15 protein-coding genes are annotated in these 16,338 nt (G+C 69.2%); 12 read left to right on the top strand and 3 right to left on the bottom strand.

Annotation, left to right across the window (positions count from 1 at the left end):
- Positions 1 to 132 precede the first annotated feature (132 nt).
- The 7 genes from AC07ZS_RS02185 (at position 133) to trhO (ending at position 8,631) form a co-directional block, all read left to right on the top strand.
- The gene (locus AC07ZS_RS02185) at positions 133 to 2,502 is read left to right on the top strand and encodes a Tex family protein (protein WP_494796993.1); all 2,370 of its coding nucleotides are present in this window, start codon (positions 133 to 135) and stop codon (positions 2,500 to 2,502) included.
- Between the two features lie 71 nt (positions 2,503 to 2,573).
- Positions 2,574 to 3,014 carry a CesT family type III secretion system chaperone gene (locus AC07ZS_RS02180; RefSeq protein WP_494796992.1) on the top strand — a complete coding sequence of 147 codons (441 nt, stop codon included), beginning with the start codon at positions 2,574 to 2,576 and terminating at the stop codon, positions 3,012 to 3,014.
- Positions 3,007 to 4,701 (top strand): hypothetical protein, encoded by a 1,695-nt coding sequence (locus AC07ZS_RS02175; RefSeq protein ID WP_494796991.1) that lies wholly within the window; start codon positions 3,007 to 3,009, stop codon positions 4,699 to 4,701. Before AC07ZS_RS02180 ends, AC07ZS_RS02175 begins: the two co-directional genes overlap by 8 nt.
- 92 nt (positions 4,702 to 4,793) lie before the next feature.
- On the top strand, positions 4,794 to 5,621 hold the full coding sequence (locus AC07ZS_RS02170) for an HDOD domain-containing protein (protein ID WP_494796990.1): 828 nt from the start codon (positions 4,794 to 4,796) through the stop codon (positions 5,619 to 5,621).
- A gap of 87 nt (positions 5,622 to 5,708) precedes the next feature.
- Positions 5,709 to 6,542, top strand: a complete 834-nt coding sequence (locus AC07ZS_RS02165; protein ID WP_291119479.1) for an HDOD domain-containing protein — start codon at positions 5,709 to 5,711, stop codon at positions 6,540 to 6,542.
- Positions 6,543 to 6,582: 40 nt separating this feature from the next.
- The gene (locus AC07ZS_RS02160) at positions 6,583 to 7,677 is read left to right on the top strand and encodes a patatin-like phospholipase family protein (protein WP_494796989.1); all 1,095 of its coding nucleotides are present in this window, start codon (positions 6,583 to 6,585) and stop codon (positions 7,675 to 7,677) included.
- A gap of 21 nt (positions 7,678 to 7,698) precedes the next feature.
- Positions 7,699 to 8,631: an oxygen-dependent tRNA uridine(34) hydroxylase TrhO gene (gene trhO / locus AC07ZS_RS02155; protein ID WP_494796988.1), complete on the top strand. Its 933-nt coding sequence runs from the start codon at positions 7,699 to 7,701 to the stop codon at positions 8,629 to 8,631.
- Here trhO and gbd read toward each other — a convergent pair whose 3' ends face one another.
- Positions 8,632 to 9,768, bottom strand: a complete 1,137-nt coding sequence (gene gbd, locus AC07ZS_RS02150; protein WP_494796987.1) for a 4-hydroxybutyrate dehydrogenase — start codon at positions 9,766 to 9,768, stop codon at positions 8,632 to 8,634.
- Positions 9,769 to 9,872: 104 nt separating this feature from the next.
- Here gbd and AC07ZS_RS02145 point away from each other — a divergent pair, with 104 nt between their 5' ends.
- Both AC07ZS_RS02145 and AC07ZS_RS02140 read left to right on the top strand, forming a co-directional pair.
- Positions 9,873 to 10,856 carry an alpha/beta hydrolase gene (locus tag AC07ZS_RS02145; protein ID WP_494796986.1) on the top strand — a complete coding sequence of 328 codons (984 nt, stop codon included), beginning with the start codon at positions 9,873 to 9,875 and terminating at the stop codon, positions 10,854 to 10,856.
- A gap of 1 nt (position 10,857) precedes the next feature.
- Positions 10,858 to 11,721, top strand: coding sequence for a YbgC/FadM family acyl-CoA thioesterase (locus AC07ZS_RS02140; protein WP_494796985.1), 864 nt, complete (start codon positions 10,858 to 10,860; stop codon positions 11,719 to 11,721).
- 1 nt (position 11,722) lies between these two features.
- On the opposite strand, the gene AC07ZS_RS02135 is transcribed toward AC07ZS_RS02140, so the two are convergent.
- Together AC07ZS_RS02135 and ygfZ are read right to left on the bottom strand one after the other, a co-directional pair.
- Entirely contained in the window at positions 11,723 to 12,583 is an 861-nt protein-coding gene (locus tag AC07ZS_RS02135; RefSeq protein ID WP_494796984.1) for an NRDE family protein, read from the bottom strand.
- 19 nt (positions 12,584 to 12,602) lie between these two features.
- Entirely contained in the window at positions 12,603 to 13,547 is a 945-nt protein-coding gene (ygfZ, locus tag AC07ZS_RS02130) for a CAF17-like 4Fe-4S cluster assembly/insertion protein YgfZ (RefSeq protein WP_494796983.1), read from the bottom strand.
- A gap of 74 nt (positions 13,548 to 13,621) precedes the next feature.
- Between ygfZ and mltG the strand changes: the two genes are divergently transcribed.
- The 3 genes from mltG to AC07ZS_RS02115 are packed head-to-tail and all read left to right on the top strand — an operon-like array spanning position 13,622 to position 16,327.
- Entirely contained in the window at positions 13,622 to 14,629 is a 1,008-nt protein-coding gene (mltG, locus tag AC07ZS_RS02125) for an endolytic transglycosylase MltG (RefSeq protein WP_494796996.1), read from the top strand.
- 7 nt (positions 14,630 to 14,636) lie between these two features.
- Positions 14,637 to 15,296: a dTMP kinase gene (tmk, locus tag AC07ZS_RS02120; RefSeq protein ID WP_494796982.1), complete on the top strand. Its 660-nt coding sequence runs from the start codon at positions 14,637 to 14,639 to the stop codon at positions 15,294 to 15,296.
- Entirely contained in the window at positions 15,293 to 16,327 is a 1,035-nt protein-coding gene (locus AC07ZS_RS02115; protein WP_494796981.1) for a DNA polymerase III delta subunit-related protein, read from the top strand. Before tmk ends, AC07ZS_RS02115 begins: the two co-directional genes overlap by 4 nt.
- Positions 16,328 to 16,338 lie beyond the last annotated feature (11 nt).

The raw sequence follows: 16,338 nt of genomic DNA, 5'->3' as shown, positions 1-16,338 counted from the left end.
GGAGGGGGCGGGTCGCCGAAGAGGTCGTCTTGCATGGTGGAAACGGGTCAGGCGCCTACCACAAACAGTGCCGATGGTAGCCCCAACGGCTGTGGCAAACTCGCGCGCTTCTTGTTTTCACATCGACGGTGCATGCAGCAGATCATCCGGCAGATCGCCACAGAAATCAGGGTTGAAGAACGACAGGTGCAGGCGGCGGTCGAGCTGCTGGATGGAGGGGCCACGGTGCCCTTCATCGCGCGCTACCGCAAGGAGGTCACGGGCGGCCTGGACGACATCCAGCTGCGCGAGCTGTCGTACCGCCTGGACTACCTGCGCGAGCTGGAAGACCGCCGGGCCGCGGTGCTCAAGAGCATCGACGAACAGGGCAAGCTCACCGACGCCTTGCGCGCCGCCATCGCCGCCGTGCCGACCAAGCAGGAACTGGAAGACCTCTACCTGCCGTTCAAGCAGAAGCGCCGCACCAAGGGCCAGATCGCGCGCGAATTCGGCATCGAACCCCTGGCCGACAAGCTGTTCGCCGACCCCACGCTGGACCCGTCCACCGAAGCCGCCGCGTTCACCCGGCCGCCGGAAGTGCTCGATGACGGCAAACCCGGCGCCGACTTTTCCACCGTGCCGGCCGTGCTCGACGGCGTGCGCGACATCCTGAGCGAGCGCTGGGCGGAAGACCCCTCGCTGGTGCAGAACCTGCGCGAGTGGCTCTGGAGCGAAGGCCTGCTCAAGAGCACGCTGGTGAACGGCAAGGATGAGAACGCGCCCGAGGTGGCGAAGTTCCGCGACTACTTCGAGTACGACGAGCCGATCGCCCGCGTGCCTTCGCACCGGGCGCTGGCGGTGTTCCGCGGCCGCGGCCTGGAGATCCTGGACGCCAAGCTGGTGTTGCCCGAGCCGCCCGACGCGGTGCCCGCCGGCAAGCCCGGGGCCACGCCCTCGCTGGCCGAAGGCCGCATCGCCCTGCACCTGGGCTGGAGCCACAAGGCCCGCGCTGCCGACGACCTGCTGCGCAAGTGCATGGCCTGGACCTGGCGCGTCAAGCTTTCGCTCTCCAGCGAGCGCGACCTGTTCGCCCGCCTGCGCGAGAGCGCCGAGGCGGTGGCGATCAAGGTCTTCGCCGACAACCTGCGCGACCTGCTGCTGGCCGCCCCGGCCGGCCCCAAGGTGGTGATGGGCCTGGACCCGGGCATCCGCACCGGCGTGAAGGTGGCGGTGGTGGATGCCACCGGCAAGCTGGTCGACACCGCCACGGTGTACCCGCACGAACCCCGGCGCGACTGGGACGGTGCGCTGCACACCCTGGCGCTGCTGGGCCGCAAGCACGGTGTGAACCTGATCGCCATCGGCAACGGCACCGCCAGCCGCGAGACCGACAAGCTCGCCGCCGACCTCATCAAGCTGCTGGAGAAAGCCAACCTCACCGGCGTGCAGAAGGTGGTGGTCAGCGAGGCTGGCGCCTCGGTCTATTCCGCCAGCGAATTCGCCTCGCAGGAAATGCCGGACGTGGACGTGAGCCTGCGTGGCGCGGCCAGCATCGCGCGCCGCCTGCAGGACCCACTGGCCGAGCTGGTGAAGATCGACCCCAAGAGCATCGGCGTGGGCCAGTACCAGCACGACGTGAACCAGAGCGAGCTCGCGCGCACCCTGGAAGCGGTGGTGGAAGACTGCGTGAACGGCGTGGGGGTGGACCTGAACACCGCCAGCGTGCCGCTGCTCTCGCGCGTGTCCGGGCTCTCCGGCAGCGTGGCCAAGGCCGTGGTGCGCTGGCGCGAGACGAACGGTGCGTTCAAGAGCCGCCAGCAGCTGATGGACGTGGCCGGCCTGGGCGCCAAGACCTTCGAGCAGAGCGCGGGCTTCCTGCGCATCCGCGGCGGCGACAACCCGCTGGACATGACCGGCGTGCACCCGGAGACCTATGCCGTGGTCGAGCAGATCATGGAGAAGACCGGCAAGCCGGTGGCCGAACTGATGGGCCGGGCCGACATGCTCAAGACCCTGCGGCCCGAGCTGTTCGCCAACGAGCGCTTCGGCGTCATCACGGTCAAGGACATCCTGGGCGAACTGGAAAAACCCGGCCGCGACCCGCGCCCGGACTTCCAGGTGGCGCGCTTCAACGAAGGCGTGGACGACATCAGCGACCTGCGCGAGGGCATGGTCCTCGAAGGCACGGTGAGCAACGTGGCCCAGTTCGGCGCCTTCGTGGACCTGGGCGTGCACCAGGACGGCCTGGTGCACGTAAGCCAGCTCTCGCACAAGTTCGTGAACGACGCGCGCGAGATCGTCAAGACCGGTGACATCGTCAAGGTCAAGGTGATGGAAGTGGACGTGGCGCGCAAGCGCATCGGCCTTTCGATGAAGCTCGATGCGGCGCCGGCCCGGCGCGATGGCCCGCGCGACAACCGCTACGAACCCTCGCGCGGCCAGGGCCGCGCCAGTGGCCCGGCGTCGCCGCCGGCGCCATCGGCCATGGCCTCGGCGTTCGCCAAGCTGAAGAGAAACCCTTGATTCGGTATCCGGGGTGAACCTCCATCGGGCCGGGCTCACTGAAGCTGCAGCCCTAACGATGGAGGACATCCTTGAACCTGAACGCGACAGCCGGACGCGACGACGCCTTCGGCCATCTCATCGACACCACCTGTGACCGGGTGGGCGTGGCGCCTGCCGCCGTGTGGGCCCATTCCGTGCCCGGCGGTTGCCGGGTCGCCACGTTCCGTGTGATGGACACCGAGTGCGTGCTGAGCCACCGCCCGATCATGGCCGACAGCCTGTTCATCCACTGCGGCTTCGGCCCTCTGCCGGTGGCGCGCACGGCCGATGCGCTCGTGGCCCTGCTGCAGTTGAATCTGGTAATGTACACGGGCCATTCACCGGCCTTTGCCATGGACCCCGAGCGCAACGTGCTGCTCTGCATGGAGCTGCACCTGCCGCAGACCGATGCCGGCGCGCTCGTGCAGACGCTGGAGAATCTGGCCGTTCAGGCCCTCGGCTGGAGAGAGGCGTGGTTGGGCCATGAATAACCCCCCCTTGTCGATCGACACGGTCACGCGCTTTAACGTCGTGCCGGAGGAGCGGTTCCATCCGCCTCGGCCTACCTATGGCGCGGTGTGCTGCGCGGCTCTGTGGAATGCGGCGCGGGATGGTTCGGCCACCATGCTGGCCTGCCTGGTCACGCTGGGCGGGGCCATCGGTGTGCGCGCCCTGCTGTCGCACGTGCCCGGCGCGCGGCACGCCGTCATGGTGCTCACCGCCGGCGGCAACGCGCTCGCGGCAACCAGTTTTGGTGTGCGCATCGGTTCGCTGGCCGGGGTGGCTCCCGGCCGCTGGGCCGGCGGCGCACTCGGCGCTGGCGCCCTCGCACTGACCGTGGTGGCGATCTATCAGCAAGGCGAAGAGGGCGAGGAACTGGCGGTGGCCGGCCTGTTCGCGACCATGGTCTATTCGGGCATGCGGGACCTGCTGCAAGGCGTCGTCGGCCGGCGGCTCTTTCCCGGCTCGACCTTGAATGCGGAAAGAGCGCTGCGGTGGGAGACGAGCAACAACGCCGCCAGGCACGGCTACCGTTTGCTGGCGAATCTGGTCACCTACTGGCTGAGCTGCGCCGCCCTGAACGGGCTGGCGGCCCGCAACGTGGTGAGCCCGCAGTTCGGTTCTCATGATCAGCCGCTGGAGGCGTTTTCGCTCGACACGGTGATGTCCTACGGCTTTCGCAGCTTGAACGAAGCCATGGACGCCTTTGCCGGCAGCCTGTTGCTGGCCGGCGTGTTCGACCGCAGCATCGACATTCAGCCGCGCTGGTGCGGCGGAAAAGGGCATGACCTGCCAGCCTGGTGGCGGGAGGCTTCCGCACGGATCTTCATGAACGGAAGCCTGGCGGCCGTCGGCTGGCTGATGCCCCGGGGAGCCCATCCCTGGTTGGGCGCGACCTTGACGGCGGTCACGGTGATCCGTGGCGCGCTGACCGGCCTGAAGCCGCCGGTGAGCACCCGGGCCGATGGCGACTGCCTGCTGCACGCGGTGGCCGGGGTGGTGCAAGGCGAAGAATGGGTCTGCACCGAGGCGGATGCCGTCCGGCAACGGCTGTGCGAGCACCTGGTGCAGGAGGCCGCCGCCGACGACCCGCGCACGCAAGACCTGGTGGAGCAGCACCTGCAGCAGGCCGTGGCCCAACTGAGCCACGAAGCACAGGAGCCAGGGATTCCCTCCGTGCTGGACGGCCCGGCCCTGGTGTCTGGCCTGTCCGATGACGCGCGCCTCGCTTTCGGCGTCTGCCAGACGCACGAAGAGCGGATCGATGCGGCGCGCTGGCTGCTGAACAACACCGACCTCCGGCGGGGACTTCTCCGGAGCATTGCGGACTTTTACCGGGTGCCGCGACGCTATCTCCCGACGGCCATGGTGCCTTTTCTGGCTGAGCTGTTGGAGCGCCCGCTGTCCCTGGACTGTGGCGGTGTCCTGACCCACCACGACGCGGTGGGAAGGCGGGTGCAGGTGGCGGTGGCGGGAGCTGTGCGGATCCGCTTCAGCGTGTCGGGTTCGGGCGATGCCGGAAATCACTTCGAGCGGATCTCGCCTCAGGTATCGGCCCGGCAGGACGAGCCGCGTGCCTTGCATCGGGATGAGAAGCCTTCGGACATTGAGTTGGCTCCATTGAACGGCTACAGCAGCCAGCCCGTGACGCCACGCAGGCGCAATCCGCCGGGCTGAGCGCAAAAGCAGGGCCATGGGGCTCAAGTCGCCGGCCCACTCGCCGATAAGGAGGGAAACCGGAAAACCTCCGTCACGGACGTCACCGACCCATGGAACTCGAAGCCCTACTCAATTACCCGCGCGCCCTGCCCGCGATGTCGCGCACCGTCTCGGACCTGCTGACCGAGATGAACAAGGAAGACCCGAGCCCCAAGCGCGTGGCCGGCCTGGTGTCCCATGACCCGGCCCTCACCACCCGTGTGTTGCGGCTGTCGAATTCGGCCTTTTTCCGCGTCAGCCGCCAGATCGGCAGCGCGGAGGAGGCGGTGGCCCTGCTGGGCATGACGCACGTGCGCTCGCTGGTGATGGCCGCGGCGCTGGGCTCGAGCTTCAAGAACGTGCCGGGGGTGGACATGGTCCAGTTCTGGCGTTACAGCCTGCGGGTGGCGGACATCTCCCGTTCGCTGTCCAGCCTGTTGCGCCAGAACGAGGGCAATGCCTTTACCGCCGGCCTGGTGCACGCCATCGGCGACCTGATCATGCACATCGCCATGCCCGATGTGATCGGCCCCATCGACATGGCCACGCCCCCGCTGGACCTGCGCCGCGCCGAGGCGGAGCGCTCGGTGCTGGGCTACACCTACGCCGAGGTCGGTGCCGGCATGGCCGAGAAGTGGCAGTTCCCCACCACCATCGTCTCCGCGCTCAAGCACCAGACCGCGCCGTTCGACGGCGATGTCTATGACGCCCTCGGCGGCGTGCTGCACCTGGCGTCCTGGCGCGCCCGCGCCGAGGAAATCAAGCTCGACGAAAGCGGCCTGGTGGCGACCTTCCCCGACATGGTTGGCCTCTCGCTGGGCCTGGACCTGGACAGCGTGCTGGGCAAGGACCCCACGGAGTGGTCGTTCAGCCAGGCCCTTGGCGCCTTCATCGACTGAAAGAAAAGTTCTAAAGTGCGTCGCATTCGCGACGATGACAGAGAGACCAACTTTCTGTCATTCACGTACCACCAAAGGCAGGTCAACATGCAACTCGAAAAGCTCCTCAAGCAACCGAATGCACTCCCGTCTGCGCCCAAGGTGGTGCGCAAGCTGATCGAGACCTTCGACAAGGAAGACGTGGATGCCATGCTGGCGGCCTCTCTGATCGAAGACGATCCAGTGCTCACGGCCAAGCTGCTGAAAACCGCCAACTCCGCCTTTTTCGGCCTGCACCGCTCGGTGAGCAATGCGCGCGATGCGATCAACGTGCTGGGCCTCATCAAGGTGCGCGCGCTGGTGATCGCCGCCTCGCTCGGCGAGGGCTTTCACACCGTGGGCGGCGTCAACCTCAACCAGTTCTGGCGCTACAGCCTCAACACCGCCAACCTTTCGCGCTACATCGCCCTGCCGATCAAGATGGACGAGAACACCGCGTTCACGGCCGGCCTGATCCACGGCATCGGCGAGCTTGTGATGCACGTGGGCATGCCCGAGGCCATGATCGATCTCGACCGCAGCGTGCCCATGCTGGACCTCAAGCGCGCCAAGGCCGAACGCGGCCTGTTCGGCTACAGCTACGCCGAGGTGGGGGCCGCGCTGGCCCGCGAATGGCACTTTCCCAAGCGCATGATCAACGCGATCCTGCACCAGACCGCGCCGTTCGACAACGACGTGTACGAGCCCATCGCCGGCGTGATCCACATCGGCTCCTGGCGCGCCCGCGCCGAAGAGCAGCAGATGCGCTCGGAGCTGCTGATCAACACCTACCCGGACCCGGTGGGCCTGGTGCTCGGCATCGACCCCGACACGGTGGTGGCCGAAGAGATCCCGTCGATTTCGCGCCACTCGGAAGTCACGGAAGCGTCCGAGCCGAACTGATCTTTTTGAACCTCGGGGGCTGCGCGACAATCGCAGCCCTATGTCCGCGCTCCGTCTCTACGCCGGCCCCACAGCCCGGCGGCACATCGAACAACATGGCCTGCGCCCCCGCGACGTCGGCATCATCCCCGCGGCAGCGGGCGGCCCCAAGGGCCTGATCCTCGGCCCCATCGACCGCTTCCTGTTCGGGGAGTGGCTGCCACGCAGCGAACAGGCCGTGCACCTGGTCGGTGCGTCCATCGGCGCCTGGCGCATGGCCACGGCCTGCCTGGGCAACCCCGTGGACGCCTTCGAGCGGCTCGAGCGCGACTACATCGCCCAGCACTACGAGCTGCCGGCCGGCCAGAAACGCCTGACGGCCAGCCAGATCAGCCAGCGCTTCGGCGAGAACCTGGAGCTGTTCTACGGTGGCCGGGTGGAAGAGGCGCTGCACCACCCCCGCTACCGCCTGCACATCGTCACCTCGCGCGGGCGCCTGCTGCTGCGGCACGAAGGCCACCTGCGCACGCCGCTGGGCTACCTGGGCGCTTTCACCGCCAACGCCTTGCACCGCAAGGCCCTGGGCGCGTGGCTGGAGCGGGTGGTGTTCTCGTCCGTGCCCGAGGGGTCGGGCGGGGTCAGTCCGCTGCCGTTCGGCACGCTCGACTACCGCACGCGGCAGGTGCCGATGTTCGCCGACAACTTCATGGACGCGCTGCAGGCGAGCTGCTCGATCCCGTTCATGCTGCGCCCGGTGCGCAACATCGCGGGCGCGCCGCCCGGTACCTACTGGGACGGCGGTCTCACCGACTACCACCTGCATTTGCAGTACCAGCCGCCGGCGGCGTCGCCCATCGTGCTGTACCCCCACTTCCAGAAGGCCGTGGTGCCGGGCTGGCTCGACAAGGCCTGGAAAGGCCGGCATCGCAGCAGCCCGGCGCTGGACGCCATGCTGGTGATCGCCCCCGACCCCGACTGGGTGAAGCAACTGCCCAACGGCAAGCTGCCCGACCGGGACGACTTCAGCCGCTACGGGCAGGACCTGCCGGCGCGCATGAAGGCCTGGAACGGCGCCACTGGCGCGGCCCGCCAGCTGGCCGACGAGTTCGCCGAGTGGCTGGAGAAGCCCGACCTGTCGCGCATCGACCCGCTCTAGGGAGCGCGGGATAATCCCCCCATGCCTGCCTATCTCACCGCCGCCCTGTACCAGTTTGTCGATCTGCCGGACCACGCCGACCTGCGCGAGCCGCTGCTGGCGTGCTGCGAGGCCCATGGCGTCAAGGGCACGCTGCTGCTGGCGCGCGAGGGCATCAACGGCACCATCGCCGGGCCGGAAGCCGGCGTGCTCGCGGTGCTCGCCCACCTGCGCGCCGACCCGCGCCTGGCGCAATTGCCGCACAAGACCTCCTGGAGCGACCACCCGCCGTTCCACCGCATGAAGGTGCGGCTGAAGAAGGAGATCGTCACGCTGCGCGTGCCCGGCCTGGACCCGAACCAGACCGTGGGCCAGTACGTGAAGCCGCAGGACTGGAATACCTTGCTGGCCGACCCGGACGTGCTGCTGATCGACACGCGCAACGACTACGAGGTGGCGATCGGCACCTTCCAGGGCGCGATCAACCCGAACATCAAGACCTTCACCGAACTGCCGGCCTGGCTGGACGCGCAACCGGCCTTGCAGGCCGCAGGCCGCAAGCCCAAGGTGGCCATGTTCTGCACCGGCGGCATCCGCTGCGAGAAGTCGACCGCGCTGATGAAGATGCGCGGCTTCGACGAGGTCTACCACCTCGAAGGCGGCATCCTCAAGTACCTGGAAGAGGTGCCGCCCGAGCAGAGCACCTGGCAGGGCGACTGTTTCGTGTTCGACGAGCGCGTGAGCGTGGGCCACGGCCTGGTGCCCGGCCCGCACGAGCTCTGCCGCTCGTGCCGCTGGCCGCTGAGCGCCGAGGACAAGGCCTCAGCCCATTACGTCAAGGGTGTGAGCTGCGCCCATTGCCACGACCAGCGCAGCCCGGAGGAAAAGGCCCGCCTGGCCGAGCGCCAGCGCCAGGTGGAGCTGGCCGAAGCGCGCGGCGAGGTGCACGTGGGCGCGCGCATGTCCGAGGGCTGATCACATCGATGCTTGCAGCATGGCGCGGTAGTCGTCCGCGCTGGCCAGGCGCGGGTTGGTCTTGTGGCAGTGGTCGGTCAGCGCGCCTTCGATCACGCGGTCGAACAGCTCGGGTGTGACGCCCATGGCGGCCAGGCCGTCGGGCAGGCCCAGGCGCCGGCTCATGTCCTTGACGGCGTCGGGCACGTCGCTGCCGCTGGCCAGGCCCATGGCGTGGGCCATGCGCTGCAGGCGGTGGTCCTTCTTCATCGACTCGGCTTCGGCGTTGAAGCGGATCACGGCGGGCAGGAACACCGCGTTGAGGGTGCCGTGGTGCAGGCGCGGGTTCACGCCACCCAGGCTGTGGCTGAGCGAGTGCACGCAGCCCAGGCCCTTCTGGAAGGCCATCGCGCCCTGCATGGACGCGCTCATCATGTTCAGGCGGGCCTCGCGGTCCTGGCCGTCCCGGGTCGCGCGCTCGATGTGCGCCCAGCCGCGTTGCAGGCCGTCCAGGCCGATGCCGTCGGCCGGCGGGTTGAAGGGCGGCGCCATGAAGGTTTCCATGCAGTGGGCGATGGCGTCCATGCCGGTGGCGGCGGTGAGCAGAGGCGGCAGGCCCAGCGTGAGTTCGGGGTCGAGCAACGCTGTCTTCGGCACCAGGTGCCAGCTGTGGAAGCCCAGCTTGCGGCCGTCGTCCACGATCACGATGGCGCCGCGCGCCACTTCGCTGCCGGTGCCGGCGGTGGTTGGCACGGCGATCAATGGCGGCACCCGGTCGGTGATCTTCGGTGAGCCGCCTTCGATGGTGGCGTAGGTCTTGAGCGGGCCTTCGTGCGTGGAGGCGATGGCCACGCCCTTGGCGCAGTCGATGGCGCTGCCGCCGCCGAGCGCGATCAGGCCGTCGCAGCCGGCCTGCCGGTAGACCTCGACGGCGGCGCGCACGGCCGCTTCGGTCGGGTTGGAGGGCGTCTGGTCGAACACGGCGGGCTGCAGGCCGGGCAGGGCGGCCAGGGTTCTGTCGAGCAGGCCCACGGCCTTCACGCCCGCATCGGTGACGACGAGCGGGCGGGTGATGCCGACGCGCTCGCATTCCGCCTTCAACTGCGCCAGCGCGCCGAAATCGATCAGGATGTTGGTGACGTAAAGAATCTGGGCCATGTGGTTCTGTCTCCGTGGAGCGAAAACTATACGGTTGACCCCGGGTCTTGCCTATGGTGCAGGGCCTGCACGGGTCGCGCAAAAGACAGCCACAATCGCATCCCATGCCGACCTCACCCGATCCCCGCGACCTGCTCACGCCCATGATGCGCGGCGTGCTCGACCGCATCGCCCGCGCCGGGCACCCGCCGTTGCATGCGCTTCCCCCCGACAAGGCCAAAGCCGCCTACGAGGCCGGGGCGGGTGTGCTGGAGATTCCTTCGCAGCCGATGGCCCGGGTGGAGGACCTGCGCATCCCCGCGCGCGACGGCGCCGAGCTGCCGGCGCGCCTCTTCGTGCCCGAGGCGAACCACCCGCTGCCGGTGCTGCTGTACTTTCATGGCGGCGGCTTCACGGTGGGCAGCGTGGCCACCCACGGCCCCTTGTGCCGCGAACTGGCCCACCTCGCCGGCTGCGCCGTGTTGTCGCTGGACTACCGCCTCGCCCCCGAGGCGAAATTTCCGACGGCGGTGCACGACGCCTGGGACAGCCTGGTGTGGCTGCGCGGGCAGGCCGGTGCGCTCGGGCTGGACGGCACGCGCATCGCAGTGGGTGGTGACAGCGCCGGCGGCACGCTGGCGGCGGTGACGGCGATCGCCGCGCGCGACGCCGGCTGGCCGCTGGCCTTGCAATGCCTGTTCTACCCCGGCTGCGCGGGCCACCAGGACACCGTGAGCCACCAGACCTTCGCCAAGGGTTTCCTGCTCGAAGAGGCGGACATCAGCTACTTCTTCGGCCACTACCTGCGCAGCGCCGCCGACCGCGACGACTGGCGCTTCGCGCCGCTGGACGGCGTCGACGAAAGCGGCCACGCGCGCGACCTCGACGACGTGGCGCCGGCCTGGATCGGGCTGGCCGAATGCGACGCCCTGACCGACGAGGGCGTGATGTACGCCGACCGCCTGCGCCACGCCGGCGTGGCGGTGGACCTGGAGATCTATGCCGGCGTGGTCCACGGCTTCATCAACTTCGGTCGCGCCATTCCCCAGGCGCGCACCGCCCACCAACACGCGGCCCTGGCGCTGCGCAACGCCTTTGGAGCCGCCTGAGATGAGCCTGACCCGGTCCGACTTCCGCTTCTTCCACCGCCTGCGCGTGCGCTGGGCCGAGGTGGACATGCAGAAAATCGTGTTCAACGCGCATTACCTGATGTACTTCGACACGGCCATGACCGACTACTGGCGCGCCCTGGCGCTGCCGTACCACGAGACCATGGAGCAGCTCGAAGGCGATCTGTATGTGGTGAAGGCCACAGTGGAGTTCCACGCCTCGGCGCGGGTGGACGACCAGATCGACGTGGCCATGAAGTGCAGCCGCATCGGCACCTCGTCGCTCAGCTTCACGGGGGCGATCTTTCGCGGCGACGAGCATCTGATCAGCGGCGAGCTGATCTACGTGTTCGCCGACCCCGCCACGCAGAAGTCCCGCCCGGTGCCGCCCGCACTGCGCGAGGCCCTCAACGGCTACGAGGCCGGCGAGCCCATGAGCTCGGTGCGCGTGGGCCTCTGGAGCGAGCTCGGCCCCGATGCGCAGCGCCTGCGCACGGCGGTGTTCGTGGAAGAGCAGCGCATCCCCAAGGAACTCGAATGGGACGAAGCCGATGCGGTGGCGTTGCATGCCGTGGCCTACAACCGGCTGGGCCGCGCGGTGGCCACGGGCCGCATGCTGCCGCACGAGCCGGGCGTGGCGCGCATCGGCCGCATGGCGGTGGAGCGCTCGCTGCGTGGCGGGCGGCTGGGTCGCGATGTGCTGCATGCGCTGATGGGCGCGGCCCGCGAGCGCGGCGATGCCGAGGTGATGCTGCATGCCCAGCGCAGCGCCGAAGGCTTTTACACCCGCCTGGGTTTCGAGCGCCGGGGCGAGGCCTTCGAGGAGGCGGGCATCCCGCACCAGGAAATGATCGCGAAGCTCTGATTCACCACACCAGCGTTTCGCGCCGGTGCGGCACCGCCTCGAACGGGGCATCCAGCGCCGCGTGGTTGTGGGTCCACTCGTCCATGCGCACCTCCCACCCTTCGCCGGCACCAGGCCGTGCGCTCACGACGAGGCTGCTGCGGGTGCCGTAGGCGCGGCCGGGCATGTGCACGAACGGGCTGGACAGTGCTCGCTCCATGTCATCCGGCACGCCGGTGTGCGGCAGCTCGGGCGCGTTCGCCTGCGTGCGGTCGGTGAGCGTGCGCGCCAGGGGCTGCATCCAGTCGTCGGAGGCGGTGCGTTCGTGCAGGCCCACCAGGGCATCGGCCACGGCTTGCTTGAGGCGTTGCGTCTTGGGCCAGGGCGTGTCCAGGCTCGCGTTGGACAGGCCGTAGACCCCGGCCTGAAGCGCCTTGCGGTACAGCTGGCCGGCGCCCGCTGCTTCGTGCGGCGCGTCGGGATGGCGGTTGCTCAGCCAGGTCCAGCGCTGGCGGTGGAAGTCACCGACCACGAGGTTGAAGCCGCCGTAGGCGCCGGGGTCGATCGTGGCGGCGAGCCGGTCTTCATCGATTTCATCGCCGTGGCCCTGGAGCCAGCGCGTGACCAGTTCGCCCCGGCTGCGGGGCCCCGGGCCGGCGTGCGTCTGCCGCACATTGGTGAGCATGGCCACCCGCCCGCGAGGGCTCAGGCCGAGCCAGGTGCCGCCGTCGCGCAGGTCGCGCCCGGCCACGATGTCGGTGCCGTCGGCCAGGGTCCAGCGGTGCAGGGCCTCGGTCGGGCGGTCCAGAAATTCATCGCGGTTGGCCGCGATGAGCAAGGGGCAGCCCGGGTCGGCGTGAAGGGCGAAGGCGATGAGGCACATGGCGCACCGGCCTTGGTCGTCAGATGTCGTCCAGCAGGGGGTAGGGCAGGGGCAGCAGTTGCAGCGCGGGGCCGGCCGCGCTGCCGGCGTGCAGGCTGCCTTGCGCGGCGGCGCTGGTCTGCAGCGAGACGATGGCGTCAAAACCGGCCACGGGGTGGGCCGCGGCCTGCACCACGGTGCCGCAGGGTTGCTCGGCATCGCCGTCGTGGAAGACCTCCTGGCCGGCGGCCATCGGCGTCTGCCCATGCACGACATAAGCGCGGCGCTTGAGCGTGCCCCGGAACTGGCTGCGGGCCACCACCTCCTGGCCGGGGTAGCAGCCCTTTTTGAAGTTCACGCCGCCGACCGATTCGTAGTTCAGCATCTGGGGCACGAAGGCCTCGAACACCGGCTGGCTCAGCGTGGCGACGCCGCTGCGCACGTCGAGCCACTGCCACAGCGAGTCGGCCAGGGGCTTGCCCTTCGGCGCTTCGGCCTGCGAGGGCGCCACCCACAAGGCGCGCGCCAGGCCTTCGGCCGGGTACAGGCGCACCACCCTGGCCTCACCGTCGCGCGACTGGCTCCACAAGGCGGGCGGCAGGGCCGGCGGCACGGAGCTGCCCACGAGACCGAACAAGGCATAGGCCTCGCTCGCGTCGCTGAGCCTGGCCTTGGCGCGCAGCACGAACATGGACAGGCGCTTGAGCGTGGTGGTCAGCAGGTCGCGGCTGCAGACCAGCAGGATCTCGTCGGGGCTTCGCTTGAGTCCCACGAAGCTGGCCTGCATGCGGCCTTTGGCCGAACAGAACGCGGCCAGGCGGGCCTCGGACGGGTCGAGCAGGACGAAGTCCTGCGTGAGCTGCCCCTGCAGGAATTTGGTGGCGTCCTCGCCCTCCACACGGATCACGCCCAAATGCGGCAGCGGGGCAACGCCGCTGGTGGCGAGGCCGTCGGGGAGGTGGGTGGGAATCGTCGAGGTGCTCATGGCGTCGATTATCATGGCCGGCCCGGTTCCTCGCCGGTTCTCCACGCCTTGTCCCTGCTGAGCCCACGTCTGTGATCCGTCTCCTGAAACTGCTGCTGGTCGTGCCCCTGTTGCTGGGCATGTTGCTGGCTGCGGGCGGCCTGTGGTGGCTTCAGCAGCCGCTGCCGCTGGCGGCAAGCGCGACAGCGCAGAACCCGCTGCTGGTCACCATCGAACCGGGGGCCTCGGCCCAGTCGGTGGCCGACGTCCTGGAGACCGCTGGTGTGAACACGCCCTCGGAACTGCTGTACGCGTGGTTCCGCTTGTCCGGCCAGGCCCGCGACATCAAGGCCGGCACCTACGAAATCCCGCCCGGCACCACCCCTCGCACGCTGCTGTCCAAGCTGGTGCGGGGCGAACAGGCCTTGCGCAGCATCACCCTGCTGGAGGGCTGGAACATCCGCCAGGTGCTGCAGGCCGTGCGCACCTCGCCCGATCTCACGCAGGACCTTGAGGGCATGAGCCAGAACGACATCATGGCGTTCATCGGCTATGCGGGCCGGCACCCCGAGGGGCGCTTCTTCCCCGACACCTACCGCGTGGTCACGCGCGCCCCGGCCTCCAGCGTATTGCGCCAGGCCGCGCAGGCCATGGAGCAGCGCCTGACCCAGGCCTGGGAACAGCGAGACGCCGCGTCGCCGCTGCGCACGCCCGAGGAGGCGCTCATCCTGGCCAGCATCATCGAGAAGGAGACCGGCCTGGAGAGCGATCGCCGGCGCGTCGCGGGCGTGTTCTCCAACCGCCTGCGCATCGGCATGCGGCTGCAGACCGACCCGGCGGTGATCTACGGCCTGGGCGAACGTTTTGACGGCAACCTGCGCCGCGTGGACCTGCAGACCGACACCGCCTACAACACCTACACCCGGGCCGGCCTGCCGCCCACGCCCATTGCCATTCCCGGCATGGCCTCGCTGCTGGCGGCCGTGCGTCCGCAGCAGACCAACGCCATCTATTTCGTCTCGCGCGGCGACGGCTCCAGCCAGTTCAGCGCCACGCTGGAAGAGCACAATGCAGCGGTGCAACGCTACATCCTGCGCCGCTGAGCCGCCCATGGACCCGACCGGACTCTTCATCACCTTCGAGGGCATCGACGGCGCGGGCAAATCCACCCACATCGCCGCGTTGGCCGACGCCTTCCGGGCCGCCGGGCGCCATGTCGTGCTGACCCGTGAACCCGGTGGCACGCCACTGGCAGAAAAGCTCCGGGAACTGGTGCTGAACGACGCCATGGACCCGCTCAGCGAGGCCTTGCTGATGTTCGCGGCCCGCCGCGATCACCTGCAGCAGGTCATCGAGCCGGCCCTGGCGCGCGGCGAGGTGGTGCTATGCGACCGCTTCACCGACGCCACCTTTGCCTACCAGGGCAGCGGGCGGGGGTTTGACCTGGACGTCCTGCGGCAGCTGGAACGCTGGGTGCAAGGGCAGCCGGGCACCCCTGAACTTCGCCAGCCCGACCTGACCGTGTGGTTCGATCTGCCGCCGGCGGTGGCGGCGCAGCGCCTGGCTTCCGCCCGGGTGCCGGACCGTTTTGAATCGCAGCCGCAGGCCTTCTTCGAGCGGGTCGCGGCGGGCTACGCGCAGCGCATGGAAGGCGCGCCCGGGCGTTTTGCCCGCATCGCTTCCGACCAGCCCAAGGCGGCGGTCTGGCAGCAGGTGCGGCAGGCTTTCGAGCAACGGGGCTGGCTGCAGGCGACCGAGGCGCGCGCATGAGCCAGCTGGCACCCTGGCTGCAGACCCAACTGCACAGCCTGCTGGCCCAGCGCGGCCATGCCTTGCTGTTGTCCGGGCCGTCGGGCCTGGGCCAGTACGACCTGGCGCTGTCCCTCGCCCGCGCGTGGCTTTGCGAGCAACCCACCGCGGACGGCGCTTGCGGCGTGTGCGGCAGTTGCCACGCGATCGACGTGCGCACCCATGCCGATCTGTGCGTGCTCATGCCGGAGACGCTGAGCCTGGAGCTCGGCTGGCCGCTGGACGAGGGCGCCCAGAAAGAGATCGACGACAAGAAGCGCAAGCCGAGCAAGCTCATCCGGGTGGAGGGCGCGCGGGACGCGGTTGGCTTCACGCAGTCCACGCGCTCGCGCGGCCGCACCAAGGTCATCCTGGTGCACCCGGCCGAGCGCATGAACATGGAGTCGGCCAACACGCTGCTCAAGACGCTCGAAGAGCCGGTGGGCGAGGTGCGTTTCGTGCTGTCCACCGAGGCCGCGCACCAGTTGCTGCCCACCATCCGCAGCCGTTGCCAGACGCATAACATGGTCTGGCCCGAGGAGGCGCAGGCGCTGGACTGGCTGGTGCAACGGGCACAGGACGACAACAAGGCGGCCGACCGCGCGCAGGCGGCCGTGTGGCTCCAGGCGGCAGGGGGACGACCCGAAGACGCCCTGGCCTGGGCCGCCACCGGTCTGCAGGGCACGACCTGGGCGCAGCTGCCCCAGGCCCTGGCCCGGGGCGACTGGGGCACCCTGAACGGCTGGCCACCGGCCCAGCAACTGGCCGTGCTGCAAAAGCTGTGTCACGACCTGATGGCGCGGGCCGCCGGTGCGCCCGCGCGCTTCTTTCAGACCGACCAGTTGCCCCCGACACCGCGCTGGGGCGCGCTGGCGCAGTGGTCGCGCGAACTCATGACCGCCGCGCGCTCGGTGGAGCATCCTTACAACGCCGGCCTGATGCAGGAAGCCTGGGCGGCTCGCACCCGGCAGGTGCTGGCGAGCGCGGCGGCTTCAAAACCACCCGCGCGATAGGGCATTGCCGC

The sequence above is a fragment of the Hydrogenophaga sp. GW456-12-10-14-TSB4 genome, assembly GCF_059424305.1.
The sequence above is the reverse complement of the archived record's forward strand: the minus strand, read 5'-3'. Positions and strand labels throughout refer to the sequence as shown.